20 protein-coding genes are annotated in these 24378 nt (G+C 69.0%); 1 reads left to right on the plus strand and 19 read right to left on the minus strand.

What is annotated here, in order from left to right:
- Positions 1-210: 210 nt before the first annotated feature.
- The 3 genes from clpC1 to lysS form a co-directional block, all read right to left on the minus strand.
- Positions 211-2733 (minus strand): ATP-dependent protease ATP-binding subunit ClpC, encoded by a 2523-nt coding sequence (gene clpC1 / locus ABZ195_RS06510; protein ID WP_264041414.1) that lies wholly within the window; start codon positions 2731-2733, stop codon positions 211-213.
- A 267-nt stretch (positions 2734-3000) separates the two neighbouring features.
- Positions 3001-3342: a histone-like nucleoid-structuring protein Lsr2 gene (gene lsr2 / locus ABZ195_RS06515; RefSeq protein WP_263997523.1), complete on the minus strand. Its 342-nt coding sequence runs from the start codon at positions 3340-3342 to the stop codon at positions 3001-3003.
- A gap of 113 nt (positions 3343-3455) precedes the next feature.
- The gene (lysS, locus tag ABZ195_RS06520) at positions 3456-4982 is read right to left on the minus strand and encodes a lysine--tRNA ligase (RefSeq protein WP_355215916.1); all 1527 of its coding nucleotides are present in this window, start codon (positions 4980-4982) and stop codon (positions 3456-3458) included.
- 34 nt (positions 4983-5016) lie between these two features.
- On the opposite strand from lysS, the gene ABZ195_RS06525 reads away from it, so the two are divergent.
- Complete coding sequence (locus ABZ195_RS06525) at positions 5017-6258, plus strand: alanine racemase (RefSeq protein WP_355215918.1); 1242 nt, start codon at positions 5017-5019, stop codon at positions 6256-6258.
- On the opposite strand, the gene ABZ195_RS06530 is transcribed toward ABZ195_RS06525, so the two are convergent.
- The 16 genes from ABZ195_RS06530 to folE form a co-directional block, all read right to left on the minus strand.
- Positions 6255-7067, minus strand: a complete 813-nt coding sequence (locus tag ABZ195_RS06530) for an IclR family transcriptional regulator (protein ID WP_355215920.1) — start codon at positions 7065-7067, stop codon at positions 6255-6257. The genes ABZ195_RS06525 and ABZ195_RS06530 overlap by 4 nt on opposite strands.
- An 11-nt stretch (positions 7068-7078) precedes the next feature.
- Positions 7079-8923 (minus strand): putative nucleotidyltransferase substrate binding domain-containing protein, encoded by a 1845-nt coding sequence (locus ABZ195_RS06535; protein WP_355215921.1) that lies wholly within the window; start codon positions 8921-8923, stop codon positions 7079-7081.
- Positions 8896-10452: a GMC oxidoreductase gene (locus tag ABZ195_RS06540; RefSeq protein WP_355215923.1), complete on the minus strand. Its 1557-nt coding sequence runs from the start codon at positions 10450-10452 to the stop codon at positions 8896-8898. Before ABZ195_RS06540 ends, ABZ195_RS06535 begins: the two co-directional genes overlap by 28 nt.
- Positions 10452-12014, minus strand: coding sequence for an amino acid permease (locus tag ABZ195_RS06545; RefSeq protein ID WP_355215925.1), 1563 nt, complete (start codon positions 12012-12014; stop codon positions 10452-10454). Before ABZ195_RS06545 ends, ABZ195_RS06540 begins: the two co-directional genes overlap by 1 nt.
- A gap of 39 nt (positions 12015-12053) precedes the next feature.
- On the minus strand, positions 12054-13547 hold the full coding sequence (locus tag ABZ195_RS06550; protein WP_355215926.1) for an aldehyde dehydrogenase family protein: 1494 nt from the start codon (positions 13545-13547) through the stop codon (positions 12054-12056).
- Positions 13544-14740 carry an aromatic ring-hydroxylating dioxygenase subunit alpha gene (locus ABZ195_RS06555; protein WP_355215928.1) on the minus strand — a complete coding sequence of 399 codons (1197 nt, stop codon included), beginning with the start codon at positions 14738-14740 and terminating at the stop codon, positions 13544-13546. Before ABZ195_RS06555 ends, ABZ195_RS06550 begins: the two co-directional genes overlap by 4 nt.
- Positions 14741-14753: 13 nt before the next feature.
- A complete protein-coding gene (locus tag ABZ195_RS06560; protein WP_355215930.1) occupies positions 14754-17234 on the minus strand; it encodes an FAD-dependent oxidoreductase in 2481 nt (826 codons plus the stop codon).
- 97 nt (positions 17235-17331) lie between these two features.
- Positions 17332-18147 carry a type III pantothenate kinase gene (locus ABZ195_RS06565; RefSeq protein ID WP_355215932.1) on the minus strand — a complete coding sequence of 272 codons (816 nt, stop codon included), beginning with the start codon at positions 18145-18147 and terminating at the stop codon, positions 17332-17334.
- Positions 18148-18151: 4 nt separating this feature from the next.
- The gene (gene panC, locus ABZ195_RS06570) at positions 18152-19096 is read right to left on the minus strand and encodes a pantoate--beta-alanine ligase (RefSeq protein WP_355215934.1); all 945 of its coding nucleotides are present in this window, start codon (positions 19094-19096) and stop codon (positions 18152-18154) included.
- Positions 19093-20028 carry a DUF2520 domain-containing protein gene (locus ABZ195_RS06575; RefSeq protein ID WP_355215935.1) on the minus strand — a complete coding sequence of 312 codons (936 nt, stop codon included), beginning with the start codon at positions 20026-20028 and terminating at the stop codon, positions 19093-19095. Before ABZ195_RS06575 ends, panC begins: the two co-directional genes overlap by 4 nt.
- A 45-nt stretch (positions 20029-20073) precedes the next feature.
- Positions 20074-21468 (minus strand): DUF6779 domain-containing protein, encoded by a 1395-nt coding sequence (locus ABZ195_RS06580; RefSeq protein ID WP_355215937.1) that lies wholly within the window; start codon positions 21466-21468, stop codon positions 20074-20076.
- Positions 21469-21545: 77 nt separating this feature from the next.
- Complete coding sequence (locus tag ABZ195_RS06585; RefSeq protein ID WP_355215939.1) at positions 21546-22022, minus strand: DUF3180 domain-containing protein; 477 nt, start codon at positions 22020-22022, stop codon at positions 21546-21548.
- Positions 22022-22537 (minus strand): 2-amino-4-hydroxy-6-hydroxymethyldihydropteridine diphosphokinase, encoded by a 516-nt coding sequence (gene folK, locus ABZ195_RS06590; RefSeq protein ID WP_355215941.1) that lies wholly within the window; start codon positions 22535-22537, stop codon positions 22022-22024. The genes ABZ195_RS06585 and folK overlap by 1 nt, the downstream gene beginning before the upstream one ends.
- Positions 22534-22920 carry a dihydroneopterin aldolase gene (gene folB / locus ABZ195_RS06595; protein WP_355215943.1) on the minus strand — a complete coding sequence of 129 codons (387 nt, stop codon included), beginning with the start codon at positions 22918-22920 and terminating at the stop codon, positions 22534-22536. Before folB ends, folK begins: the two co-directional genes overlap by 4 nt.
- Complete coding sequence (gene folP, locus ABZ195_RS06600) at positions 22913-23764, minus strand: dihydropteroate synthase (RefSeq protein ID WP_355215945.1); 852 nt, start codon at positions 23762-23764, stop codon at positions 22913-22915. The genes folB and folP overlap by 8 nt, the downstream gene beginning before the upstream one ends.
- On the minus strand, positions 23761-24369 hold the full coding sequence (gene folE, locus ABZ195_RS06605; protein WP_355215946.1) for a GTP cyclohydrolase I FolE: 609 nt from the start codon (positions 24367-24369) through the stop codon (positions 23761-23763). Before folE ends, folP begins: the two co-directional genes overlap by 4 nt.
- Positions 24370-24378 lie beyond the last annotated feature (9 nt).

Here is a 24378-nt window from a genome sequence, read left to right on the forward strand (position 1 = left end):
GAGTTCGCGTCCCGTATCACGGTTGACGTACGTCGGGTCTGACTTTGACAGTGGCGCGACCGCTCTGGATTTTCACCAGCATTCCTTCGTACGTCGGTACCCGAGCATCATAGGCACAGGCGGGCCCCCGGACACTCCCACACGACGAAATGGGCGGTACCCCCCGCGAGAGGGGTACCGCCCAAGTCGATCGAGCTGAGTCGTGCCGAGCTACTCCGGGGCGCCGGCCGGGGCCAGATCCGGGGCGTCGACGACGGGCCGGGTGGCACCGACGAAGGTGAACACCGCGTCCTCCCCGGCTCCCTCGCCGTCCCAGTTGTCGACGTCGACCGTGACGACCTGACCCGGACCGACCTCGTCGAAGAGGATCTTCTCGCTCAAGGCGTCCTCGATCTCGCGCTGGATGGTCCGCCGCAACGGGCGGGCACCGAGCACCGGATCGAAGCCACGCTTGGCCAGAAGCGACTTCGCCTTGTCGGTCAGCTCCATGGTCATGTCCTTGGCCCTGAGCTGGTTGCCGACACGGGCGATCATCAGCTCCACCATCTGGACGATCTCTTCCTTCGTCAGCTGGTGGAAGACGATGATGTCGTCGATGCGGTTGAGGAACTCCGGGCGGAAGTGCTTCTTCAGCTCGTCGTTGACCTTCAGCTTCATCCGCTCGTAGTTGTTCTCGCCGCCACCCTGGGTGAAGCCGAGACCAACCGCCTTGCTGATGTCGGAGGTACCGAGGTTCGAGGTGAAGATCAGCACGGTGTTCTTGAAGTCCACCGTCCTGCCCTGACCGTCGGTGAGGCGGCCGTCCTCGAGCACCTGCAGGAGCGTGTTGTAGATCTCCTGGTGGGCCTTCTCGATCTCGTCGAACAGAACGACGGAGAACGGCTTGCGGCGCACCTTCTCGGTGAGCTGGCCGCCCTCTTCGTAGCCGACGTACCCGGGAGGGGCACCGAACAGCCGCGACGCGGTGAAGCGGTCGTGGAACTCGCCCATGTCGATCTGGATGAGCGCGTCGTCGTCACCGAACAGGAAGTTGGCCAGCGCCTTGGACAGCTCGGTCTTTCCGACGCCGGACGGGCCGGCGAAGATGAACGAGCCCGAGGGACGCTTGGGATCCTTCAGTCCGGCACGGGTGCGACGGATCGCCTTCGAGACGGCCTTGACGGCGTCCACCTGGCCGATGATCCGCTTGTGGATCTCGTCCTCCATGCGCAGCAGACGCGTGGTCTCGGCCTCGGTCAGCTTGAACACGGGGATGCCGGTCCAGTTGCCGAGTACCTCGGCGATCTGCTCGTCGTCGACCTCGGCCACGACGTCCAGATCACCCGAACGCCACTGCTTCTCTCGCTCGGCGCGCTGCCCCACCAGGGTTTTCTCGCGATCGCGCAGGTTGGCGGCCTTCTCGAAGTCCTGAGCGTCGATCGCGGATTCCTTCTCGCGACGCGCGTCGGCGATCTTCTCGTCGAATTCGCGCAGGTCTGGCGGAGCGGTCATCCGGCGAATGCGCATCCGGGCGCCCGCCTCGTCGATCAGGTCGATCGCCTTGTCGGGCAAGAACCGATCGTTAATGTAGCGGTCGGCCAGCGTGGCCGCCGCGACGATCGCACCGTCGGTGATCGAGACGCGGTGGTGCGCCTCGTACCGGTCGCGCAGACCCTTGAGGATCTCGATGGTGTGCTCGACGGTCGGCTCGCCGACCTGAACTGGCTGGAAGCGACGCTCCAGGGCGGCGTCCTTCTCGATGTACTTGCGGTACTCGTCGAGGGTGGTCGCACCGATGGTCTGCAGCTCACCGCGGGCCAGCTTTGGCTTCAGGATCGAGGCCGCGTCGATGGCGCCCTCGGCGGCACCCGCGCCGACGAGCGTGTGCAGCTCGTCGATGAACAGGATGATGTCGCCGCGGGTGTTGATCTCCTTGAGGACCTTCTTCAGGCGCTCCTCGAAGTCACCGCGGTAGCGGCTGCCGGCGACCAACGACCCCAGGTCCAGGGTGTAGAGCTGCTTGTCCTTGAGCGTCTCGGGCACGTCGCCGTGCACGATGGCCTGCGCGAGGCCCTCGACGACGGCGGTCTTGCCGACGCCGGGCTCGCCGATCAGCACCGGGTTGTTCTTGGTCCGGCGGCTCAGCACCTGCATGACCCGCTCGATTTCCTTCTCGCGGCCGATGACGGGATCGAGCTTGCCCTCCATCGCGGCTGCGGTCAGGTTGCGACCGAACTGGTCGAGCACCAGCGACGTGGACGGATTGCCCGCCTCGCCACCGCGGCCACCGGTGCCGGTCTCGGCGGTCTCCTTGCCCTGGTAGCCGGACAGCAGCTGGATGACCTGCTGGCGCACGCGCGTCAGCTCAGCCCCCAACTTGACCAGGACCTGGGCGGCGACGCCTTCACCCTCGCGAATCAGGCCGAGCAGAATGTGCTCGGTGCCGATGTAGTTGTGGCCGAGCTGCAGCGCCTCACGCAGGCTCAGCTCCAGCACCTTCTTGGCGCGCGGGGTGAAGGGGATGTGTCCGGACGGGGCCTGCTGGCCCTGCCCGATGATCTCCTCGACCTGGCTGCGGACACCCTCCAGCGAGATCCCCAGCGACTCGAGCGACTTCGCCGCGACACCCTCGCCTTCATGAATGAGGCCAAGGAGGATGTGCTCGGTGCCGATGTAGTTGTGGTTCAGCATCCGGGCTTCTTCTTGAGCCAGGACGACGACGCGCCGCGCGCGGTCCGTGAAGCGTTCGAACATCGGTGGTTACCTGCCCTCCGTAGATAGTGCAGTCCTCAACACGGCGAACCGTGCTCTGCACTTGACGTCCACTGTAGTGGGCGGCGGCTCGGGGTGCCCCGCTTGTCCTCTCCTAGTGAAAGACCAAACGGTGACCGTTTCCGAGCCGCACGGATACCAACGCCCGGGAGAACGGCATCGGTTCCGCCGCCGGGCGCGTTAAGGCTTCGCTGCTAGCGAAAGGTGACGGTGCAACCGCCGCCGAATTGGCGACCGGACCGACCGGAATCAGGTTGCGGCGTGAAAGGCGTCGATGACGTCGGCCGGAATGCGGCCGCGAGTCGAGACACTGTGGCCGTTGCGGCGGGCCCAGTCCCGAATGGCGGCGCTCTGTTCGCGGTCGATGGTCGCGCGACCACGGCCCGACCCTGCCGAGCGGCCACGGCGACGACCTCCGACGCGGCGGCCGGCCTCTACCCATTGTTTGAGATCGCCACGGAGTTTCGTGGCATTCTTCGACGAAAGATCGATCTCATAGCTGACGCCGTCGAGAGAGAATTCGACGGTCTCGTCGGCAGAACCCTCACCGTCGAAATCATCGACTAACGTGACGGTCACCTTTTTTGCCATTGGCTCACACTGCCCCTTCTGCACGGGCGCGTAGTCATACTTCGCTTGAAACCCTGAGCAATGTTGGCACAGTAATCCGCGCAATTCAACACAAAAGTATGAAACGCCGTCGGCTAGCCCTGTCGACGGACCAGAGGGAACAAAACCGTCTCGCGAATCGACAAGCCCGTCAGCGCCATCAACAAGCGGTCGACGCCCATTCCCGTGCCGGCCGTCGGAGGCATGCCGTACTCCAACGCCGCCAAGAAGTCCTCGTCGAGGACCATGGCCTCGTCGTCACCGGCGGCGGCGGCCCTGGCCTGGGCTTCGAACCTCTCCCGCTGCACGACGGGATCGATCAATTCGGTGTACCCCGTGGCCAATTCGAAGTTTCTGACGTAGAGGTCCCATTTCTCCGTCACGCCCGGAATGCTGCGGTGCTCCCTGGTCAGCGGCGAGGTCTCCACGGGGAAGTTCCGGACGAACGTGGGCGCCCACAGGTCGGCCCCGACGGCGTCCTCCCAGAGTTCCTCCACCAATTTGCCATGTCCGAATCCGCGGTCGCGTGGGATTTCGACGCCGCGCGCCTCGGCAATCCCCCACAGGTAATCGGCCGGGGTATCGGGGGTGATTTCCTCACCCAGCGCCTCGGACAGTGAGGGGTACATTTCCAACGTCGACCATTCGCCGTCGAGATCATAGGTGGTGCCATCGGGCAGTGGCACGATTCGGGTGCCAATCGCCTCATCGGCGACCTCTTGAATAACCTCGCGCGTCACGACCGCACAGTCGTCATAGGTTCCGAAGGCCTGATAAGTCTCGAGCATGGCGAATTCCGGCGAATGCGTGGAATCGACGCCTTCGTTTCGAAAGTTCCGATTCATCTCGAACACCTTCTCGAAACCGCCCACCAGGCACCGCTTCAGGAACAACTCCGGGGCGATGCGCAGGAACAGGTCGACGTCGAGTGCATTCGAGTGCGTCACGAACGGTCGCGCCGCGGCGCCCCCGGCCAACGTCTGCAGCATCGGGGTCTCCACCTCGAGGAAACCGCGTCGCTCGTAGGCCGACCGGACCGCCCGGACCACCGCGATGCGTTGCCGGGCGATGGTGCGGGCCTCGGGACGGACGATCAGGTCGACGTAACGCTGCCGGACCCGCGTCTCCTCGCTGAGCTCCTTGTGCGCGACCGGCAGGGGGCGAAGCGCCTTGGAGACGATCTGCCACGCATCGGCGAGCACGGACAATTCACCGCGGCGCGAACTGATCACCTCACCGTGGACGAACACGATGTCCCCGAGGTCGACGTCGGCCTTCCACGCGTCCAGCGACTCCTTGCCGACGCCGTCGAGGCTGATCATCGCCTGGAGCTGGGTCCCGTCACCCTCCTGCAGAGTCGCGAAGCACAGCTTTCCGGAGTTGCGCGCGAAGACCACGCGCCCGGCGATCCCGACGACGTGGCCGCTCTTGGTGTCGACCTCGAGATCGGCGTGCTCGATGCGCAGTTCGGCGAGCGTATCGGTGCGGGCCACCTCGACCGGGTAGGGATCGCGCCCGTCGGCGAGCAACCGTTCCCGCTTGGCCTGCCGGATCCTGAACTGCTCGGGGAGATCGGAGTCGTCGTTCTTCTGACCGGCGTCGGGGACATCTGCGGAGCTCACGACGTGCCAGCTTAAATGAGGCTTGAATGGTCGGATGCCCGCGACCGTCGACGCGACTGCGGTCGCCGCCCTGTCCGACGAGCCGCTGGACTGGCGATACAAGGGTCTGCCGTCGAGCTGGTGGGGGCGCACACCGGCCCAGGTGCGCGCCGACGGCCCGGACCCGTTCGACGACGGCGCGGTCGGGCCGCTGTGCGTGCTGAGCGAATCCGCCCTGGCCGACAACCTCGCGACGATGTCGCAATGGTGTCGCGACCGGGGTGTCGAGCTGGCCCCGCACGGCAAGACCCACATGGCGCCACAGCTGCTGGCGCGGCAGTTCGGCGCGGGCGCCACGGCCGTCACGCTGGCGACGATCAGCCAGGTGCGGACGTTTCGCGCGTTCGGCGTCGACCGCGTGGTGCTGGCCAACGAACTGGTCGATGAGGCCGGGTTGCGTTGGCTGGCAACCGAACTGGACCGTGACCCCGACTTCCACCTGGTGTGCTGGGTCGACTCGGTTCGCGGCGTCGAGCTCGCGTCGGCCGCCCTGGCCGGCGCCGGCGCGCACCGCAGACTCGACGTGTGCGTCGAGGTCGGCATGGCAGGGGGACGTACGGGGTGCCGGGGTGCGACCGAGGTCGACGCCGTCGCGCGTGCCGCCGCGGCGTCGTGTCACCTGCGACTGGTCGGGGTCGCAGGCTACGAGGCCGCCACGGGCCACGACGTGACCCCGCAGGCGCGCGAGCGGGTGCGCGACTATCTGCGGGAGGTGCGGTCTGCGGTACGACGCCTCGCGACGACGTTCGAGACCGACGACGTTCTGGTCAGCGCCGGCGGCAGCACCTACTTCGACGTGGTGGCCGAGGAGCTGACCGGGTGGGCCAGCGCCGCCCCCGTTCGCACGGTGCTGCGCAGCGGGTGCTATCTGACCCACGACGACGGTCTCTACGACCGCACGTCACCACTGCCCGCCCTGCGGCCCGCGTTGACGGTGTGGGCGCAGGTCGTCTCGCGGCCGACCCCGGAGCTGGCGCTGCTGACGATGGGTCGCCGTGACGTGTCCTTCGACCAGGGCTTGCCGGTGCCCTACGGGTTGTCCGACAGCGCCGTCGGCGCGCTCAACGATCAGCATGCGTATCTGCAGGTGGGGCCCGCCGATCGCGACCGCGTCGAGGTGGGTGCGTGGCTGGAGTTCGGGATATCGCATCCCTGCACGGTGTTCGACAAGTGGCAGCTGATCCCGGTGCTCGACGACCGGCGGCGCGTCGTCGACCTGGTCCGCACGTTCTTCTAGGGCCGGCTGGCGAGGTCTATCCAGCCGAGCCGCCGACTGATCGTCTCGGCCGCCGCGACGGTGCGCTTGGCGGTCTCGACGAACTCGCCCTCGCCGAGACGGTAGGACGGGCCCGACACGCTCAGTGCCGCGACCACCCGTTCGTCGGCGTCGTAGACGGGGGCCGCGACGGCGTTGAGCCCGACTTCGAGTTCCTCCCGCACACACGCCCAACCACGCTCGCGCACGACGTTCAGCTCGGCCAGCAGGGCACTGCGGGTGGTGACGGTGCCGTCGGTGAACGATTCGAGCCGGGTCCCCAGCACGTCCCGCAACTCGTCGTCGTCGAGGGCTGCGAGCAGCACCTTGCCGCTGGACGTGGCGTGGGCGGGACAGCTCTGGCCGATCCAGGTGCGCAGGGCGATGCCGGCGGGGCCGATCGCCTCGGCGACGTTGACGATGCGGTCACCGTCGAGCACCGCGAGGTTGGTGGTCTCCCCAGACTCCAGAGCCAGGGCGTCGCAGGCCGCCTGGCTCTGCTTCACCAGATCCAATTGGGCGCTGGTCGCACGGGCCAATCTGGCGATCGCGAACCCGAGCCGGTACTTGCCCCGGTCGGCGAGCTGCTCGACGTAGCCGCGGGCCTCCAGCACCGAGATGATCCGAGACACAGTCGATTTGTGCACGCCCAGCTCGGTGGCGATCTCGGTGACACCGGCCTGCCCGAGGGTCGCCAGGATCTCCATCACCAGCAGGGCACGGTCGACGGATTGGACGGACGCAGACCGTCCGCCGTCGTCGCGGGTCTTGCCGTTCTCCGGTCGTGGCATCGGATTCGACCCTATACGGCGGGGATTCCGAAGTTGCCGACACGTCGCTGCACGGCACCGATCTCGCGTAGTCCGTCGTTGAGCAGGCTGCGGTTCAGCGGCGACAGCTCGGACATCGTGATGACGTCGCCGGGACTGTGCCCGACGGAGAGTTGCTCGACCTGGTGGGTCATCCGCAACCGCTGCAGCATCACGAACACCTCACCGAGGGTCTCGGCGTCCCGCTCGCTGAGCGCCCCGCACGCCGCGGCCGCAGCCAGCCGGGTCGGCGTCGACGCGGATGCGACGTCCCCGACGAGACCACCCCACCGCGCCAGGTTGACGATCGGGGTCACGGCGTGGCTCTTCAGGTCGAACGTGCCGCCCCGGCGGGACAGCACGTCGCGTAACGACCGGGCCCGCACCCGCCCGGACAGTGCGTCGAGCAGTTGCAGCCGCAATGCATTTGGATGTTCGGCACGCATCCTGCGGTAGGCCGCCGGAACCGCGTGCAGCTCGGGCTCCCCCCACACCACCCGGCCGTCCAGCAGCAGCGACGACATGATGAGCCCCTTGCCGGCCAGCGGATCCTCCAGCCAGCCGCGGGCTGCGCGCGACCAATCACCCTGGGAGCGCGAGAAGTTCGGACTCCAGGCGACGGCGCCGTTGCTGTCCGACGGCAAGCCGCAGCCGTCGAGGATGGCGTGGGTGCGCCGGGCGACGGCCCGCCATCCGTCGGCCGACGTCGACCGGTCGTCGCGCCATGACAGCGCGCTGTCGACGTCGGAGGACGGCATGGCCTCACGTCTGGCGATGCTGCCCAGCGTCAGCCAGGCGAAGCCCGACGTCGGGGTGGCGGCACCGGAGTTAGCTTCGGCGAGAGCGAGTTCCAGCGCCCGGCGCACCACGCTGTCGATCACGATGGACAGGATGCCGCTGGTCGCGGCCGCCTTGGTCCCGCTGCGGAACAGTGTGCTGGCGGTGTGGGTGACGCGCTGGGCGGCGGCCTGCAGTTCGTCGGCGGTCGCCGCCACACCGATCGAGCGCCGCAGCGTGAAGCTCTGTCGCGCGGAGGCGGCGAGCAGATCGGCGTCCTCCAGGACGCCGATCACCCCTCCGCGCGCCGAGGTGACCGGCATGTGGCGAAGCCCGCTCTCCAGCATCGACATCAGCACGGTCTCGGCGGTGAGGTCGGCGGTCACCCGGCGGGCCGGCGCGCTCATCACCCGGGTGATCGGCACCTCCACCGAGAGCCCCGCGGCGACGACGCGGGTGCGCAGGTCCCGGTCGGTGAAGATGCCGAACTCCCCGTCCGGCAACGGAATCAGCGCATACGACACGCGGTGTTCGGTCATGCGGACGACGGCCTCGCGCACCGAGACCTCGGGCGCGACGATGAGCACCTCGCCGTGCACCAGCTCGCCGACCGGTCTGCTGTCGGCGACGGGCACCAGGGCGGGGCGGGCGCGCGCGTCGGTGCTCCAGGCCGAGGACGCCAGGAACGCCAGCCCCGCCGGGGTGGCGAACTGGGTCCGCACGAGCTCACCGGGCAGCCGGATCAGCGTGCTGGGCTCCGAAGCCCGCGCGACGAATTCCATGCCGCCCCCGGTGAGCAGCGGCGTGTACCCGAAGATGCCGCCGGGCTCGACGACGTCGACCCCGGCGCCGTCGGCGGCTTGCAGCGCCACGCGACCGGTGCGCACCATCCACACCTCACCGGGCACCTGCGCCGAGTAGTCGGCCACCACCGCACCGGTGGCGAAGGAGACGGACACCGAACCCGCCGCCAGGTCGGCCAGTTCGTCGGCCGTGGCCGACTGGAACGGCGTGTGTTCGCCGAGGAACTGGGTCAGGTCCCCCGGATCAGGTCCGCGCACTTCTCGGCCATGGTCATCACGGTGATGTTGGGGTTCACCGCAGGCAGTTTCGGCATGGCCGACGCGTCGACGACCCGCAACCGCGACACGCCCTTGACCCGCAGCTGCGGATCGAGCACGGCCATCGGGTCGTCCACCGCGCCCATCCGGGCGGTCGCCGCCGGGTGGTAGACCGTGTTGTGCGTCTGGTGCACGTAGTCGAGCAACTCGTCGTCGGTGGTCGCGTCGGGCCCCGGGGCCAACTCCCGGGCGATCCACGCCTTGAGCGGCGCCTGGTCGGCGATGGTGCGGGCCAGGCGCAGACCGGTCAGCATGATGCGCTCGTCGTAGCCCTCCGGGTCGGTGAAGTAGCGGGGGTCGACGCGCGGCCGGTCCCGGTAGTCCAGGCTGCGCAGCCGGACCGTGCCCCGCGAGCGGCCCTGGGTCACGTTGGGGGTCAGGCAGAATCCGTTGTCCGTCGTCGGGTAACCACGCCGCAGCGTGTTCATGTCGAACGGCACGCTGCCGTAGTGCATCATCAGGTCGGGCTGGGCGGTTCCCTCGTCGACGGTGGTGAACAGCCCGATCTCCCACCACTGCGTCGAGGTGGTCACCATCGGCTTGGCGGCTTCCCAGAACACCAGGCCCTCGACGTGGTCGTCGAGGTTCGAGCCCACCCCCGGCGAGTCCACGCGGACCGGGACGCCGATCTCGCGAAGATGCTCGGCGGGACCAATACCGGAGAGCATCAACAACTTCGGCGTGTCGATCGATCCGGCGGTGACGATCACCTCGCGGCGTGCGGTCACCGTGTCGTAGCCCGTGAGGTCCGGCCGCTGGTAGCGCACGCCGGTGGCCCCATTGGCGTCGTCGAAGAGGATCTCCGAGACCCAGCAGTCGGTGCGGACCTCGAGGTTCTTGCGGGAGTCGAGGATTGGATGCAGGTAGGCGTGCGAGGTCGACATCCGGGTGCCGTCGGCGCCGACGTTGATCTGGAACCAGCCCGCGCCGTTGCGCACCGTCTCGCCGCGGTTGAAGGCCACCGTCGGTAAGCCGGCCAGCGCCGCCGCGTCGAGCACGGCGGTGCCACACGGGTCGTTCGGCGGGACGTCGGCCAGGCGCACCGGGCCGTCGTGTCCGTGGTCACCCGGTGCGTCGTTGGTCTCCAAGCGCTTGACCAGTGGGAGGATGGTGGCGGAATCCCAACCCGTGCAGCCCATCTCGACCCACTCGTCGAGACACTCGGCGGGTGGATGGAACGCGATGCACGAGTTGTGCGACGAGCAGCCGCCGAGCACCTTGGCACGGGCGTGCCGCATGAAACTGTTGCCCTTCTCCTGCGGTTCGACCGGGTAGTCCCAGTCATACCCGGAGTCGAGCAGGTGCATCCACTTCGCCAGGGGCAGGATGTCGTCGTTGCCGACGTCGGTGGGCCCGGCCTCGACCAGGCACACCGTCACGTCGGGATCCTCGGACAGCCGGGCGGCCAGCACGCAGCCGGCCGTTCCCCCACCGGCGATGACGTAGTCGAAGGTGCCCGCGTCTGCCATCAGGCCTGCCCCGACACCAGGTCGTCGGGATCGGCGTCCGACTTCGTCGCGGCGGCATGGGACTCGAGGGTGCCAATGTGGTTGCGGCCCTTGATTGCGTACCACAGCAGACCGGCACCGAGGATCACGCCGATGTAGACGAACGCGCCCCAGGTGTTGTACCAGGGGTCGCCGTACACGGCGACGCGCGGCCAGGCGAGGTTGAGCGCCATCCCGATGCCCCACACCACCGCGAGGATGTTGACCGGCATGCCCCACTTGCCCATGGTGAAGTAACCGCCTGCCTTCAGATCGGGCGGCGGCCACTGTCCCTGGAACCGCTTCTTGAGCATCGGGCCGGTGACCATCAGGTAGGCCAGGTAGATCATGATGATCGCGATCGAGGTCAGCACCGTGAAGATCTTCGGCTGGCCGATGTTGATCACCAGGATGATCGCCGCGATCACGCCGATCACGACGGCCGGGATGATCGGCGTCTGGGTCTTGGGATTGACGCGAGCGAGCTTCTCGCCGAACGGAAGTGCGTTGTCGCGTGCCATGGCGAACGTCAGCCGGATGGCCGCGGTGTGCACGGCGAGGGTACAGACCGTCACCGCGACGACGATGCAGACCAGGAACACCTTGCCCAGTGGTCCCCACATGACCTGCTCGACGATGTACTGCAGACCGCCGCTGCTCTCGCCGATCTTGGGATCGTTCAGGTCCGGTGCCGACATCACGGCGAACACCAGGATCGCGCCACCGATGACGAAGGAGGCGAGGATGGCACGCAGGATGGCCTTGGGCGCAGTGCGTCGCGGCTCGACGGTCTCCTCACCGAGCGAGCTGGCCGTGTCGAAGCCGTACATCACGTAACCCGATGCCAGAGAGGCGATCAGGAACGCCCCGAGATAGCCGCCCGGCAGCCCGGCCCCGTAACCGTTGGTCTGGAAGAACACCCCGGGACCACGGGTGGTGCTGCACGCCAGGATGATCGCGATCAGCACGGCGGCGATCAGCTCGATGAACACGCCCGCGCTGTTGATCATCGCCATGAGCTTGACGCCGAGGGCGTTGACGACCGTGGTGAACGCGATCAAAATCGTGCCGAGCAGCACGGCGTTGCCCGCGAACGACGCGGGGGTACTACCGTCGCCGATGATCTGGAATCCGCTCCAGAGCCTGGGCAGGTTGAGCTGGTAGGCCAATACCACCGCCGAGATGGTGACGATCGACGCGGTCAGCATCAGCCAGCCAGAGGACCACCCGACGATCTTGCTGCCCAGCTTCTTGGACCAGTTGTAGACCGACCCGGCGACGGGGTACTTCGCGGCCAGTTCCATGAAGCACAGCGCGACGGCCATCTGGCCGACGAACACGATGGGCCACGACCACAGGTAGGCCGGGCCCGCGCTGCTGAAGCCGAAGTAGAACAGCTGGAAGGTGCCGGTGAGGATCGAGATGTAGCTGACCCCGGCCGCGAAGCTGGCGAACTTGCCGATGCTTCGGTCCAGGGATTCCTTGTAGCCGAAGTCGTCCAAGCCGCCGCTGTCGACGCTCGGAGCCTGCGGGTCAACTGCCATGGGGGAGCCTTTCGTCGCGAGCTTGCCGCCTGGGCCCGGTCATTCGCCCTTGAACCAACCTGCGGGCTTTGGTGCGGTGTTGTGCCAAATATGCTTGAGCTCTTGATATTCCGCGAGCCCGGTGGGACCGAGCTCCCGGCCGTTGCCCGACTTCCCGAACCCGCCCCACTCCGCAGCCGCGGTGTAGTAGCCGAAGTCGTTCAACCACACCGTGCCGTGCCTCAACGCGCGCACCACACGTTCGCCTCGCGCCGGGTCGGACGTGCGCACGCCCGCCGCGAGACCGTACTCCGTGTCGTTGCCGAGGGTGATGGCCTCGGCTTCGGTAGTGAACCGCTCCACGGTCAGGATCGGTCCGAAGGTCTCGTCCCGAACGATGCCCATCGACCGGTCGCACTGGTCGAAGATCGTAGGCAGATAGAAACTTCCGGCTGCCAGCGCCGGATCCGACGGTCTGGCGCCGCCGGTGACGAGCTTGGCGCCCTCGGCGATCGCCGAGGCCACATGGGCCTCGACCTTGGCGCGGTGCTGCTCGGAGACCAGCGGACCGGTCTCGCTGACCGGGTCCATGCCGTCGCCCATCCGGATCTTCTCGGCCCGGGTGACCAACTCGGCGACGAAGTCGTCGGCGATCGACTCCTCGACGATCAGCCGGGTACCGGCCGAGCAGACCTGACCGGAGTGCAGGAACACCCCCGTCAGCACCTGGTCGACGGCGGCGTTCCACGCGTCCCCGGTGCCGATGTCGGCGAACACGAGGTGCGGGTTCTTGCCGCCGAGTTCGACGGCCACCTTGGTGACGTGGTCGGCGGCGGTCTTGGAGATGGTGCGCCCCGTGGCCAGTCCGCCGGTGAACGAGATGAAGTCGACGTCGCCGTTGTCCGTCAGGGCGGCGCCAAGGGTGGCGCCGCTGCCCTGGACGAGGTTGACGACGCCGGCGGGCACACCCGCTTCCTCCAGCAGATGCACGAAGGCGATCGTCGACAGCGGCGTGACCTCGCTGGGCTTGGCGACCATCGTGCATCCCGCACCCAACGCCGGGGCGATCTTCCACGACATCTGCAGCAGCGGGTAGTTCCACGGGGCGATGAGCACGCACACCCCGATGGGCTCGCGCACGACGCGGCTGATGACGGCCGGGTCGCCGACGTCGACGAGCCGGTCGGCCTGCACGCCGACGAGCTTGGCGTAGTACTGGAACACCGACGTGACGTCGTCGATGTCGATCCGGCTCTCCGCCAACGTCTTTCCGGTGTCGCGGGTCTCCAGCAGCGAGAGCTCCTCCCGGTCGCGCTGCAGCAGGTCGGCGATCCGCATCAGCAACGCGGCCCGTTCGGCGACCGGCGTCGCCGGCCACGCCCCGTCGTCGAACGTCGCGCGGGCCGCCGCCACGGCGTCGAGGGCGTCGGCGGCGGTCGCCTCGTCGACCACGGCGGTGACGCTGCCGTCGGCCGGGTTGACGATCTCGCGGGTGCCTGCGTCCGAGGCGTGCCGCCACTGCCCACCGACGTAGAGGTCGGGCTCACCGTTCACGTGTCACCTCGCGTCGTTGGCGTCGGGCGCCAGCCTGATGTCGCCGCCGGAGCGGCTCCGTCGCCGATTCGGGACACTACCCACTCGTGGAACTCCGCGATGTGATGTTCGGAAGGAACGAGTACGCCGCCGTGGCGGTACGCCCGCGACGACATGGCGGGCTGGGTGCGCTCACACGCCGCGAAGTCCTGCTCGTTGACCCGGTGGAACAGCGCGACCGAACGGGAGACGTCGCGGCCCTCGGCCACCACGTCGGCGGTGTAGAGCCAGTCGCACTCGACGATGGTGCGGTCGGGGGCGAGCGGGTACATCCGGTGGAAGATGATGTGGTCGGGCACCAGGTTGACGAACACCGTCGGCCTGATGGTGATGGCGTAGTAGCGGCGTTCCTGATCCTCGGTGACCCCGGGGAGATTCTCGAAGCCCGCACTCCCGTCGATGGTGAAACCGGCTATCTCCGAACCGAATTCGGCACCATGGCCTACGTAGTACTGAGCTGCGAGGCCCTGGGCGAACTCCGGGAGCACCTCGGTGAGCTCCGGGTGGATCGTCGCGCAGTGGTAGCACTCCATGAAGTTCTCGACGATGAGCTTCCAATTGGCCGCCACGTCGTAGACCACCCGGCGGCCGACGCTCAGACTCGCGACGTCGTAATGGTCGATCGCGCTCGCGTCGCCGAGGCGGCGGGTCACCTCGCCGACCACGTCGTCGGCGAACGACGGCGGGTCGTCGGCCAGGCAGACCCACGCGTAGCCGAGCCACTCCTCGAGCGCGACGGACACCAGGCCGTAGGCGTACCTGTCGATGCCCTCGCCAGAGGCGTCCTTGAGCGACGCCAGGTTGGGTGCGGCGATCAGCTTGCCGTCCAGCGCGTAGGTCCAGGCGTGGTACGGACACTGCAGGCTGCGCTTGACCTGACCCTCGGACTCGGTGCACAGTGCGGCCCCTCGGTGGCGGCACACGTTCAGGAACGCCCGCAGGGCGCCGTCCTTGCCGCGAACCACCAGGACGCTCTCGCGGCCCACCTGGACCTTCTTGAATTGGCCCGGGTTGGGCAGGTCGCCGGAACGCACCGCGCAGAACCAGAGCTTCTCGAATATCTCGTCCTGCTCGGCGGCGAAGATCCTCGGGCTGGTGTAGAACTCGCCGGCCAGGGTCGCCAGCAGTGCCGGCGGATTGTCGATCGTGGTCATCGCTTTCCTCTGCTCATCGCTTGATGCGCGTCATCTCGGGATCCACCACCGGCTCGGCGTGAACCGTCGCGCCGTAGCGGCTGCCGCGGTAGTCGACGGCGACCACGTCACCCGGCGCGGTCGTGGCGGGCAGCCACGCGTAGGCGATGCAGCGCCCGACCGTCGCCGAGTAGGCCGCGCTGGTGACGTAGCCGGCACATTCCGCGGTGCCGTCGAGGAACACCGGCTCCTTGCCGAGCACCACGGCCGTCGGATCGTGGAAGACGATGCTGCGCAGCGCCTTCTGCGGTGGCGCCGCCGCCTCCAGCGCGGCCTTGCCGACGAAGTCGTCCTTGGTCATCCGCACCGCGAAGTCCAGACCTGCCGCGGCTGGAAGGTGTTCGGCCGTCATGTCGGTGCCCCACGAGCGGTAGGCCTTCTCGATGCGTAGGCCGTTGAACGCGATTCGGCCGGCGGCGATGACGCCGTGCTCCTGCCCGGCGATCCACAACAGGTCCCACAGCGCTGCCCCGTACGCGGCGTCGGCGTAGATCTCCCAGCCGAGTTCGCCGACGTAGGACACCCGCATCATGGTCACCGGGATGGCGCCGAGGTGGGTGCGCAGCGCCCGGAAGTACTTGTTGCCCTCGTGGGAGAGGTCGTCGTCGCAGAGGGGTTGGGCCACGTCGCGGGCGGCAGGCCCCCACAGCCCGACGCAGCACGTGCCGCCCGTGATGTCGCGGACGGTCACCGAACCGTCGTCGGGCAGGTGGCGGCTGATCCAGTCGAAGTCCATCGGACCGTTGGCGCCGACCTGGAAGCGGTCGGCGGCCAGCCGGGCGACGGTGAGATCGCTTCGGACGCCTCCGGTCTCGTCGAGCATCAGCGTGTAGGTGACCGAGCCGACGCTCTTGTCGACGTTGTTGGTGGTGAGTCGCTGCAGCAGGTCCGCGGCGCCGCGGCCGGCGACCTCGTAGCGGGTCAGCGGCGTCATGTCGTACATGGCGACGTGGTGGCGGGTCCAGTGGGCCTCGGCGATGGAGATCGGCGACCAGAACTTCGCCGACCACTCGTCACGCTCGGGGAAGGCGAGCCCCTCGTCGCGAAGTCGCAGTGCCAGTTCGCCGTTGGCCTCGTACCAGGCGGGCCGCTCCCAGCCGCCGCCCTCGAAGAAGAACGCGCCGAGCTCTTGCTGACGCGAGTAGAAGGGACTGGTTCGCAGCCCGCGGAGCGCCTCGCGGAACTGGTGCGGATGGATGATGTCGTACACCTCGACGAACGCCTGCGAGCTGGTCGCCATGATGAAGTCGTCGGTCTTGGCGACGTCTTCGAAGCGGTAGAGGTCGCACTCGTGCACGTCGGTGGACGGGGCCCCGTCGATGATCCATTCCGCCGTGGCCTTGGCGACCCCGGCCGAGTGCGTCACCCACACGGCCTCGGCGACCCAGAAGCCGCTCAGCTCGCGGTGCTCACCCATGATGGAGAAGCCGTCGGGGGTGAACGAGAAGATGCCGTTGAAGCCCTGCTCGACCTTCGAATCACCCAGGACGGGAGGCAGTTTCGTGGATTCTCGCCACGCCGGGACGAAGTCGTCCTCGGTGAAGGGCAGCATCGACGGCATCTGCTCACCGGCGGTGTCGGCGTCCAGGGTCGCCAGATCCACGGGCATCGGCTGGTGTCCGTAGTAGCCGATGCCGATCCGGTCGACGTGCTCGCGGAAGTAGAGGTCCTGATCCTGATGCCGCAGGATCGGCAGCCCGGCCTCGGCGGCTTCGGTGTTGCGGCCGACGAGCGGTTCGATGCGACCGGTCATCGCGTACTGGTGCGCCATCGGGACCAGTGGCACGACGAGCCCGACCTGTTTGGCCAGCCGCGCGCCCCAGAATCCGGCGCAGCACACCACGACGTCGGCGGGGATGACGCCGTCGGCGGTCCGGACGCCGGTCACCTTGCGGCCGTCGTTGACGATGCCGAGCACTTCGGTGTTCGGCCGGAACGTGGCCCCGCGGGCGGTCGCCGCGAGCGCCTGCGCCTCGACGGCACGGACTGCCTTGACCAGACCATCGGTGGGCGTGTGGAACCCGCCGAGGATGCGGTCGGCGTCGAGCAGGGGGTGCATCTGCGCGCACTGGGCCGCGGTCAGCAGCTCGCCGGGGATTCCCCACGATTGCGCCCAGCCGGCCTTGCGGTGCAGGTCGGCCCAGCGCTCTGGCGTGGACGCGACCTCGAGACCGCCGGTGGGGTTGAAGGCCCATCCACCCGCGTGTTCGAGGGCGCCGAACTTGGCGACCGTGTACTTCGCGAACTCCGACATGGTCTTCGACGGGTTGGTCTGGAACACCAGGCCGGGGGCGTGCGAGGTCGACCCGCCGGTGGTGAACAGGGGACCTCGGTCGACGACGGTGACGTCGGTCCAGCCGCGTGCGGTGAGTTCGTCGGCCAGGGAGCCTCCGACGATTCCCGCACCGATGACGACGACCTTGGGGGCTGCCAAGATTTCCTCCGACTGTTGCATGGTGCGCAACTAAACTGCGATGCGCAACACATGATTCTCCCGTGCAGGCCACTCGTCAACAGGAGGACGTGGCGAGTCGGGTTCGGCAGAGTCGGGTCTAACGGGCGTTGCGAAGCTTGCCCCGGCCGTCGTTCTGGTTGCGCTCGAACACCAGGCGCAGACCCTCGAGGGTGAGGTGCTGGTCATAGTGCGCCACCGTGTGAAGGTCGGGCAGCAACAGCGGGGCGGTGTGCCCGGTCGCCACCACCGCGACGTCGTCGCCGGCGAACCCGTCGACGTCGCGGCGAACCCGGTCGACCAGACCGTCGACCAGGCCCGCGAAGCCGAACACCGCACCGGCCTGCATGCACTCCACGGTGTTCTTGCCGATCACCGATCGGGGCCGGGTCAGCTCCACCCGCCGCAGCGCGGCCGACCGGGCGGCTGCGGCGTCCGAGGACACCTGGATGCCCGGGGCGATGGCCCCACCCAGGAACTCGCCCTTGGCCGACACCACGTCCACGCAGATCGACGAGCCGAAGTCGACGACGATCGCCGCGCTGGCGTACTTCTGGTAGGCGGCGAGGCAGTTGACGATGCGGTCGGCACCGACTTCCTTCGGATTGTCGACCAGCAGCGGGATGCCGGTCCGCACGCCCGGTTCGATGAGCACGTGCGGCACCGACGACCAGTACTGGTCGAGCATCACGCGGATCTCGTGAAGCACCGACGGCACGGTCGACAACCCGGTCGCACCGGTCAGCCGTTCGGCGTCGTCACCGATCAGACCGTCGATCGTCAGGGCCAGCTCGTCGGCGGTCACCTCGGCCTCGGTGCGGATTCGCCAGTGCTGCACGACCTTGGCGTGGTCGCCCGACCCCGAGATCAGCCCGACGACGGTGTGGGTGTTGCGGACGTCGATCGCGAGCAACACGGCGCTAGTTCCTCCACGGCAGTTCGCGGCCGAGACCCGACTCGACGCGGGGGTGCCCGTCGACGCCCGCCGACGCGCCCACGTCGACGGCGATGTTGTCCAGCAACCGCGTGCGACCCAGCCGAGCCGCAACCAGCATGCGCGCCGCGCCCTCCGCCGGCGCCGGCCCGAGCCACGGATCCCTGAGCTCGAGGTAGTCGACCTCCAGCGAAGGCACCTCGTCGAGCACGGCGCGCGCGGCGTCCAACGCGCCCTCCGCGCCGCGCGAGGCGGCGTACATCCCCGCGAGCAACGCCGCCGACAGTGCGCCGGCCTGCTCGCGTTCCTCGTCGTCGAGGTAGCGGTTGCGCGAGGACATCGCCAGACCGTCGGCCTCCCGCACGATGGGCACCCCGACGATCTTCACGTCGAGGTCGAAGTCGTCCGACATCTGCCGGATCAGCACCAGCTGCTGATAGTCCTTCTCGCCGAAGAACGCCCGGTCCGGCCGGACGATCTGCAGAAGCTTCAGCACGACGGTGAGCATGCCCGCGAAGTGCGTTGGGCGAGAGGCGCCTTCGAGCTCGGCGCCGAGCGGTCCGGGGTGAACCGTCGTCCGCTGGCCGTGGGGATACATGTCGGCGGCACTCGGCGCGAACACGATCTCGACGCCCTCGGCTCTCAGGAGCGCCACGTCGTCGTCGAGGGTGCGGGGATACGCGTCGAGGTCCTCGCCCGCGCCGAACTGCAGGGGGTTGACGAAGATGGACACGACGACGACCGCACCGGGCACGCGTCGGGCCGTCCGCACCAGCGTCAGATGCCCCTCGTGCAGCGCTCCCATCGTGGGCACCAGCACGACACGGCGACCGGTGGCCCGCAGCGCGCGGGTCACACCGGCGACGTCGCCGACCTTGGCGTAGAGGTTGAGCTCACCGGCGGTGAACTTCGGCGGCCTCTGGGCGCTCACGGGCGACCCCCTTCGTTCGGCTGGCCAGTCAGGGCGGCGAACACCTCGGCCGGGGCGTGTGCGCGCTGGGCCGTGCGCAGTGAGTTGGTCCGGTAGGCCTCGGCCAGTTGAGGATTCACGGCGTCGAGGGCCCGCAGATGGGCGGTGACCGCGGCGGCGTCACCGCGCGCCACCGGCCCGGTGAGCGCGGACTGACCGCGTTGCAGCGCATTCTCCAGCGACGCCCGCGCCAGCGGGGCCAGCACCCGCTCGGCGATGCCACCCGGTGCGTCGCCGATGGCCTCCTGGCCGAGCAGTTCCTGTCCCCGCAGCGCCGAGCGCAATGCCTCCACCGCGTCGAGCACCACGGTGACGACGTGGTTGCCACCGTGGGCCAGGGCTGCGTGATAGAGCGCTCTGGCCTCCTCGGGGACGCCGAACGGTTCGCCGCCGACCTCCAGGACCAGCGACTGCGCCACCGCGTACCCGACGTCGTCGGCTGCGGTGATGCCAAAGCACGCGCCGGAGAGCCGGGCCAGGTCCTCGTCGGATCCGGTGAACGTCATCGCCGGATGAATGGCCAACGGGATGCATCCGCGCTCGCTCAACGGAGCCAGCACGCCGATGCCGTTGGCACCGGAGGTGTGCACGACGATGGTGCCCGGGCGTACCGAACCGGTGGCGGCGAGACCGGCGACCACCCCGGCCAGTTCGACGTCGGGGATGGCCAGGATCAGCAGCTCGGCCTGGGCGGCGACGTCCTGGACCGGCAGCACCTGGGTGTCGGGCAACCGCCGTTCGGCGCGCTGCCGGGAGGCGCGCGAGATGGCACTGCAGGCGACGACGACGTGTTCGGCCCGTTCCAGGGCGACACCCAGGGCGGTGCCCACCCGGCCGGCGGAGATGACGCCCACCGTGAGCCGGGCCGGACGCAGTCCGTCGGGCTGCACCATCGCAGACGACCTCGCAGGCTAGTGGTTGTGAGCGTCGAGACTAGCTCACTCGTCGCGGCGCCTGCGACGGCCGCCTCCGGTGGTGCCGGCCTGCAAACGGGCCATCAGTTCCGAGACCGGCTGGCCGCCGATGTGCTGGCCAGCGGGTTCCTCGTCGTCCTCGCCGCCGCGGTGTCGTGGCACCGGCGCGTCCGGGGCCTCGGGTGACGGCGGGGCCGGCGTGGCCAGGGTCGGCGGCGTGCGGCGGGCCGAGTCGGCGTCCTCCGCGGCGGCCGCGTGACGGGCGCGACGCGCCGACTCCGCGGCCGTCTCGACCGTGTAGTGCCGGCCCGGCCTGGCGGCCTCGGTCGGGGGCGGCGACATCATCGGTGGTGGCGGCGTCGGCGTCGGCGGGGATGCGGGCGGCGGGGGCGGGGGTAGCGTGACGGGCTCCGGCTGACGGGGCTCGGCGACGTCGTCGCCGGTCACCGGTGAGGTCCAGTTGCTGCCCGGAACACCGGCGGGGATGAACTGTCCCTGCGCGGGGGCGGGTCGCCAGCCCGAGTCCGCGGGTTCCCGAACCGGTGAAGGCTCGACGGGCATCCACGGCAACCGGGTCTCCTGGGGCGGGGGCGGCACGGGTTCCGGCGCTCTGCGCCGTCCCTCCGTCCGAACTTCCGGCCGGGGTTCGTCCACGGGCGGTGGCGGACGCCAGCCGGCGTCGGCCCGGCCCTGCTCGGAGGCCAGTCGGTGGGCTCCCCCCGGGGTCAGCGGGGCCCATTCGTCGCCGTCGGGCTGAGGCTCCACCGGCACGTCGATGATCGGGCTTTCCTCGGTGTTCGGATCGCTGTCGAAGTCGGCGGCGACGTCGACGGGGTGGTCGTCGTCGTGGGCGTCGATGCGGCTGCTGATCACCCGGCCGGGCCCGAAGCCGCGGTCGTCGCGCTGCGGCGATGCCTGGGGCACGGCGTCCCAGTCTCCGAAGTGGTGCACGGTCGTGCGTTCGGTCTCCAGTGCCGGCCGGCTCTGCAGGTCGGTGTCGAAGATGATCTCGAGGTTCGCGCGCAGCGCCGCGAGTTCGGCGCGCAGGCTGGCCACCTCGTCGGAGGTCTGGGCCTGCAACTCCGAGGCGAGTTCCCGGCGCAGCTGGGTCTCGATGGAGAGTTCGTATTCGCGGCGCGCCGAGATCTCCCGGTCGAGTTGGAGGTCGTAGACCAACTTCAGGTCCCGGGACTTGGCTTGGTCGAGGTCGGCCTGGCGGCGGTAGATGAACGACACGAAGGCTCCGACCACCGCGGCCCACAGTGCGACGATCACGGCAAGCTTCAGCAGGGCGACCTTGTCGGTGAACACCAGCGCCGAACTCGACACGATGGCAAGCACCAGCAAAGCCGTCAGCAGCAACGAGCCCGGCCTGCGGTTTCCGCGTCGCGCGCGGACCCCACGAGTCGGTTCGGTCATGGGCCGACTGTACCTGCGACGGCCCTCATCGCGTACCGACCGCGTCGGCGATTCGCCTGGTCAGATGCACAGACGAGCTAACCGGGCACACCGTCGGCGTCCTCGGAGGGCTCGTCGGGTGACTTGCAGCAATGCTCGAGCCAGAGGGCCGCGACCACCAGGGCCAGCGCACTCGCGGCGGCCACCACGGCACCCGTGGAGCCCTCGGCGGCGACCCGCAGGACGCTGCGTTTCGGAATGAAGAAGGCGCTGACGCCCAACCACCACCCCAGCACGAGCGCACCGACCCACGCCGAGGCCTTCGCGATCATCACCCCGCGCGCCACGGCCAGCGGGTGCACCCGGCCGGGTCCGACGCCGACCTTGCCGTCGCCGATCTTGCTCCGCACGTAGAACGCCCAGCCGGCCACCGCGACGGCCAGCACGAGCAGCGACACCCCGGTCAGCACCGTGATCGGCGGGAACGATCCTAACGTCCGCGACGTCACCACGTAACCCAGCAGTGTCAGGAGCACCACCGCGATCGTCAGGTCCCGTTTGCGGGTGGGGCCCATCAGCGCTCCAGGACGTCGGCGACGGGCCGCACGCCGTCGCGCTCGGCGGGATCGAGGCCGGCGAGCACCTCGCCGACTGGACGCGCGGTGCCGTCGACCGTCAGCGTCGCCGCCGAGTCGGCGGCCAGCCACGGCACGAGGACGAAGGCCCGCTGGTGCGCGTACGGATGCGGCAGGGTCAGCTCCTCGTCGGCACTGACCACCTCCTGGCCGCCGTCGTGGCAGGAGATGAGGTCGACGTCGAGTGTCCTTGGACCCCAATGTATCTCGCGCGTACGATCAGCGGCTCGTTCGAGTTCCTGGCCGCGGCGCAGCCAGGCGCGGCAATCCAGCCCGGCATCGGAGGCGACGACTACGGCGTTGAGGAACGGCCCCTGCTCGACGCCGCCCCAGGCGTCGGTCTCGTACACCGGCGACACGGCGCACACGGCCGAGCCGAGCCGGTCGACGACGGACTGCAGATGCGCGAGGCGGTCGCCGACGTTCGACCCGATGGACAGGACGACGCGGGTCACGGCGCCGAACCGGCCCGACCACCCCGTCGCGACCGGCGGGCCACGACCGCCACGTCGGCGAAGGTCAGCGGGATGGGCGCGTCGGGCTTGTGCACCACCACCTCGACGGCGTGCAGGCGTTCGTCGGTCATGATGGTGTCGGCGATCTCGGCGGCCACGGTCTCGATCAGGTTGCGGGGCGGTCCTGCGACCACGTCGGCCGCCAGTCGAGCCAGTCCGCCGTAGTCGACGGTGTCGGCCAGGTCGTCACTCGCCGCGGCGGCGGCGAGGTCGATCCAGACCGTGACGTCGACGACGAAGTCCTGGCCGTCGCGACGCTCGTGGTCGAAGACGCCGTGGTTGCCACGAACTGTCAAGCCGCGCAATTCGATTCGGTCAGCCATGGTCGGTCTCGCCCTCCCAGGTGGGCGCCGTCTCCCACGCCTCGACGACTTTGAGCGCGTCGACCGTCGCGGCGACGTCGTGGACCCGGACGCCCCACGCGCCGTGCATCATCGCCAGCGCCGAGATCACCGCGGTCGCGGTCTCCCTGCCGCCGGGCGGCCGCAGTTCTCCCGCGTCGTCGGCGAGGAGTGCGCCGAGGAAACGCTTCCTGGACGCGCCGACGAGCACGGGCAGGCCGACGTCGACGAATTCCGGCAGGGCCGCCAGCAACGTCCAGTTGTGCTCGGCGGACTTGGCGAAACCCAGACCGGGATCGATGATCAGCTTGCCGGGATCCACGCCGGCATCGACGGCGGCGTCCACCGCGGCCATCAGCTCCCCGCGCACCTCGGCGACCACGTCGACGTAGGGCGGGACGTCGTGCGGGCGGGCGGGGTCCACCGCACGCCAGTGCATGAGAATCCAGGGCACGCCGGCCTCGGCGACCAGCCGGGCCATGTCGGGATCGGCCCGGCCACCGGAGACGTCGTTGACGATCGTGGCGCCGTTCTCCAGCGCCGCGCGCGCCACGGCGGCGTGCATGGTGTCGATGCTGACGGTGACGCCCTGCTCGCCGAGCGCCTTGACCACCGGGACCACCCTGGCGATCTCGACCTCCGGGTCGACTCGAGTCGCCCCCGGCCGGGTCGACTCGCCACCGACGTCGACGATCGCCGCGCCCGCGGCGGCCAACGCCAGCCCGTGCTCGACCGCGCGGTCACGGTCGAGGTACAGACCGCCGTCGGAGAAGGAGTCGTCGGTGACGTTGACGACGCCCATCACCTTCACCCGGGTGGCCGTCACTTGCGGACGATGAGTTCCAGCGCCTCGGACCGCAACGCGCCGTCGGTCTTGAACTGGCCGCGGACCGCCGAGGTGGTGGTGGAGGCACCCGGCTTGCGGATGCCGCGCATCGCCATGCAGAGGTGCTCGGCCTCGATGACCACGATCACGCCGCGGGGGTCCAGCTTGCGCATCAGCGCGTCGGCGACCTGACCGGTCAGCCGTTCCTGCACCTGGGGTCGCTTGGCGTACAGGTCGACGACCCGGGCGAGCTTGGACAGGCCCGTCACCCGGCCGTCGGCGCCGGGGATGTAGCCGACGTGCGCGACACCGTGAAAGGACACCAGGTGGTGTTCGCACGTCGAGTACATCGGGATGTCCTTGACCAGCACCAACTCGTCGTGCTGCTCGTCGAACGTCGTGTTGAGCACGTCGTCCGGATTGGAGTAGAGCCCGTCGAACATCTCCCGGTAGGCCCGCGCGACGCGGGCCGGCGTGTCGACCAGACCGTGCCGGGTGGGGTCCTCGCCGACGGCGTACAGCAACTCCCGAACGGCGTTCTCGGCGCGTTCCTGGTCGAACGTCGCCGGCACGAAGGCAGGCGGGTTGGACGAGACAGCAGTCATCGAAGCTCC

Source organism: Mycobacterium sp. NPDC006124 (assembly GCF_040614235.1).
Taxonomy (GTDB): Bacteria; Actinomycetota; Actinomycetes; order Mycobacteriales; family Mycobacteriaceae; genus Mycobacterium.

Coding starts and splice junctions, on each gene's coding strand:
- ABZ195_RS06545 (WP_355215925.1), bottom strand. CDS start 12,014: ATGGCAGTTGACCCGCAGGCTCCGAGCGTCGACAGCGGCGGCTTGGAC.
- ABZ195_RS06575 (WP_355215935.1), bottom strand. CDS start 20,028: ATGGTGCAGCCCGACGGACTGCGTCCGGCCCGGCTCACGGTGGGCGTC.
- folB (WP_355215943.1), bottom strand. CDS start 22,920: ATGGCTGACCGAATCGAATTGCGCGGCTTGACAGTTCGTGGCAACCAC.
- ABZ195_RS06540 (WP_355215923.1), bottom strand. CDS start 10,452: ATGGCAGACGCGGGCACCTTCGACTACGTCATCGCCGGTGGGGGAACG.
- folE (WP_355215946.1), bottom strand. CDS start 24,369: ATGACTGCTGTCTCGTCCAACCCGCCTGCCTTCGTGCCGGCGACGTTC.
- ABZ195_RS06555 (WP_355215928.1), bottom strand. CDS start 14,740: ATGACCACGATCGACAATCCGCCGGCACTGCTGGCGACCCTGGCCGGC.
- clpC1 (WP_264041414.1), bottom strand. CDS start 2,733: ATGTTCGAACGCTTCACGGACCGCGCGCGGCGCGTCGTCGTCCTGGCT.
- ABZ195_RS06580 (WP_355215937.1), bottom strand. CDS start 21,468: ATGACCGAACCGACTCGTGGGGTCCGCGCGCGACGCGGAAACCGCAGG.
- ABZ195_RS06585 (WP_355215939.1), bottom strand. CDS start 22,022: ATGGGCCCCACCCGCAAACGGGACCTGACGATCGCGGTGGTGCTCCTG.
- ABZ195_RS06525 (WP_355215918.1), top strand. CDS start 5,017: ATGCCCGCGACCGTCGACGCGACTGCGGTCGCCGCCCTGTCCGACGAG.
- ABZ195_RS06530 (WP_355215920.1), bottom strand. CDS start 7,067: ATGCCACGACCGGAGAACGGCAAGACCCGCGACGACGGCGGACGGTCT.
- lsr2 (WP_263997523.1), bottom strand. CDS start 3,342: ATGGCAAAAAAGGTGACCGTCACGTTAGTCGATGATTTCGACGGTGAG.
- ABZ195_RS06560 (WP_355215930.1), bottom strand. CDS start 17,234: ATGCAACAGTCGGAGGAAATCTTGGCAGCCCCCAAGGTCGTCGTCATC.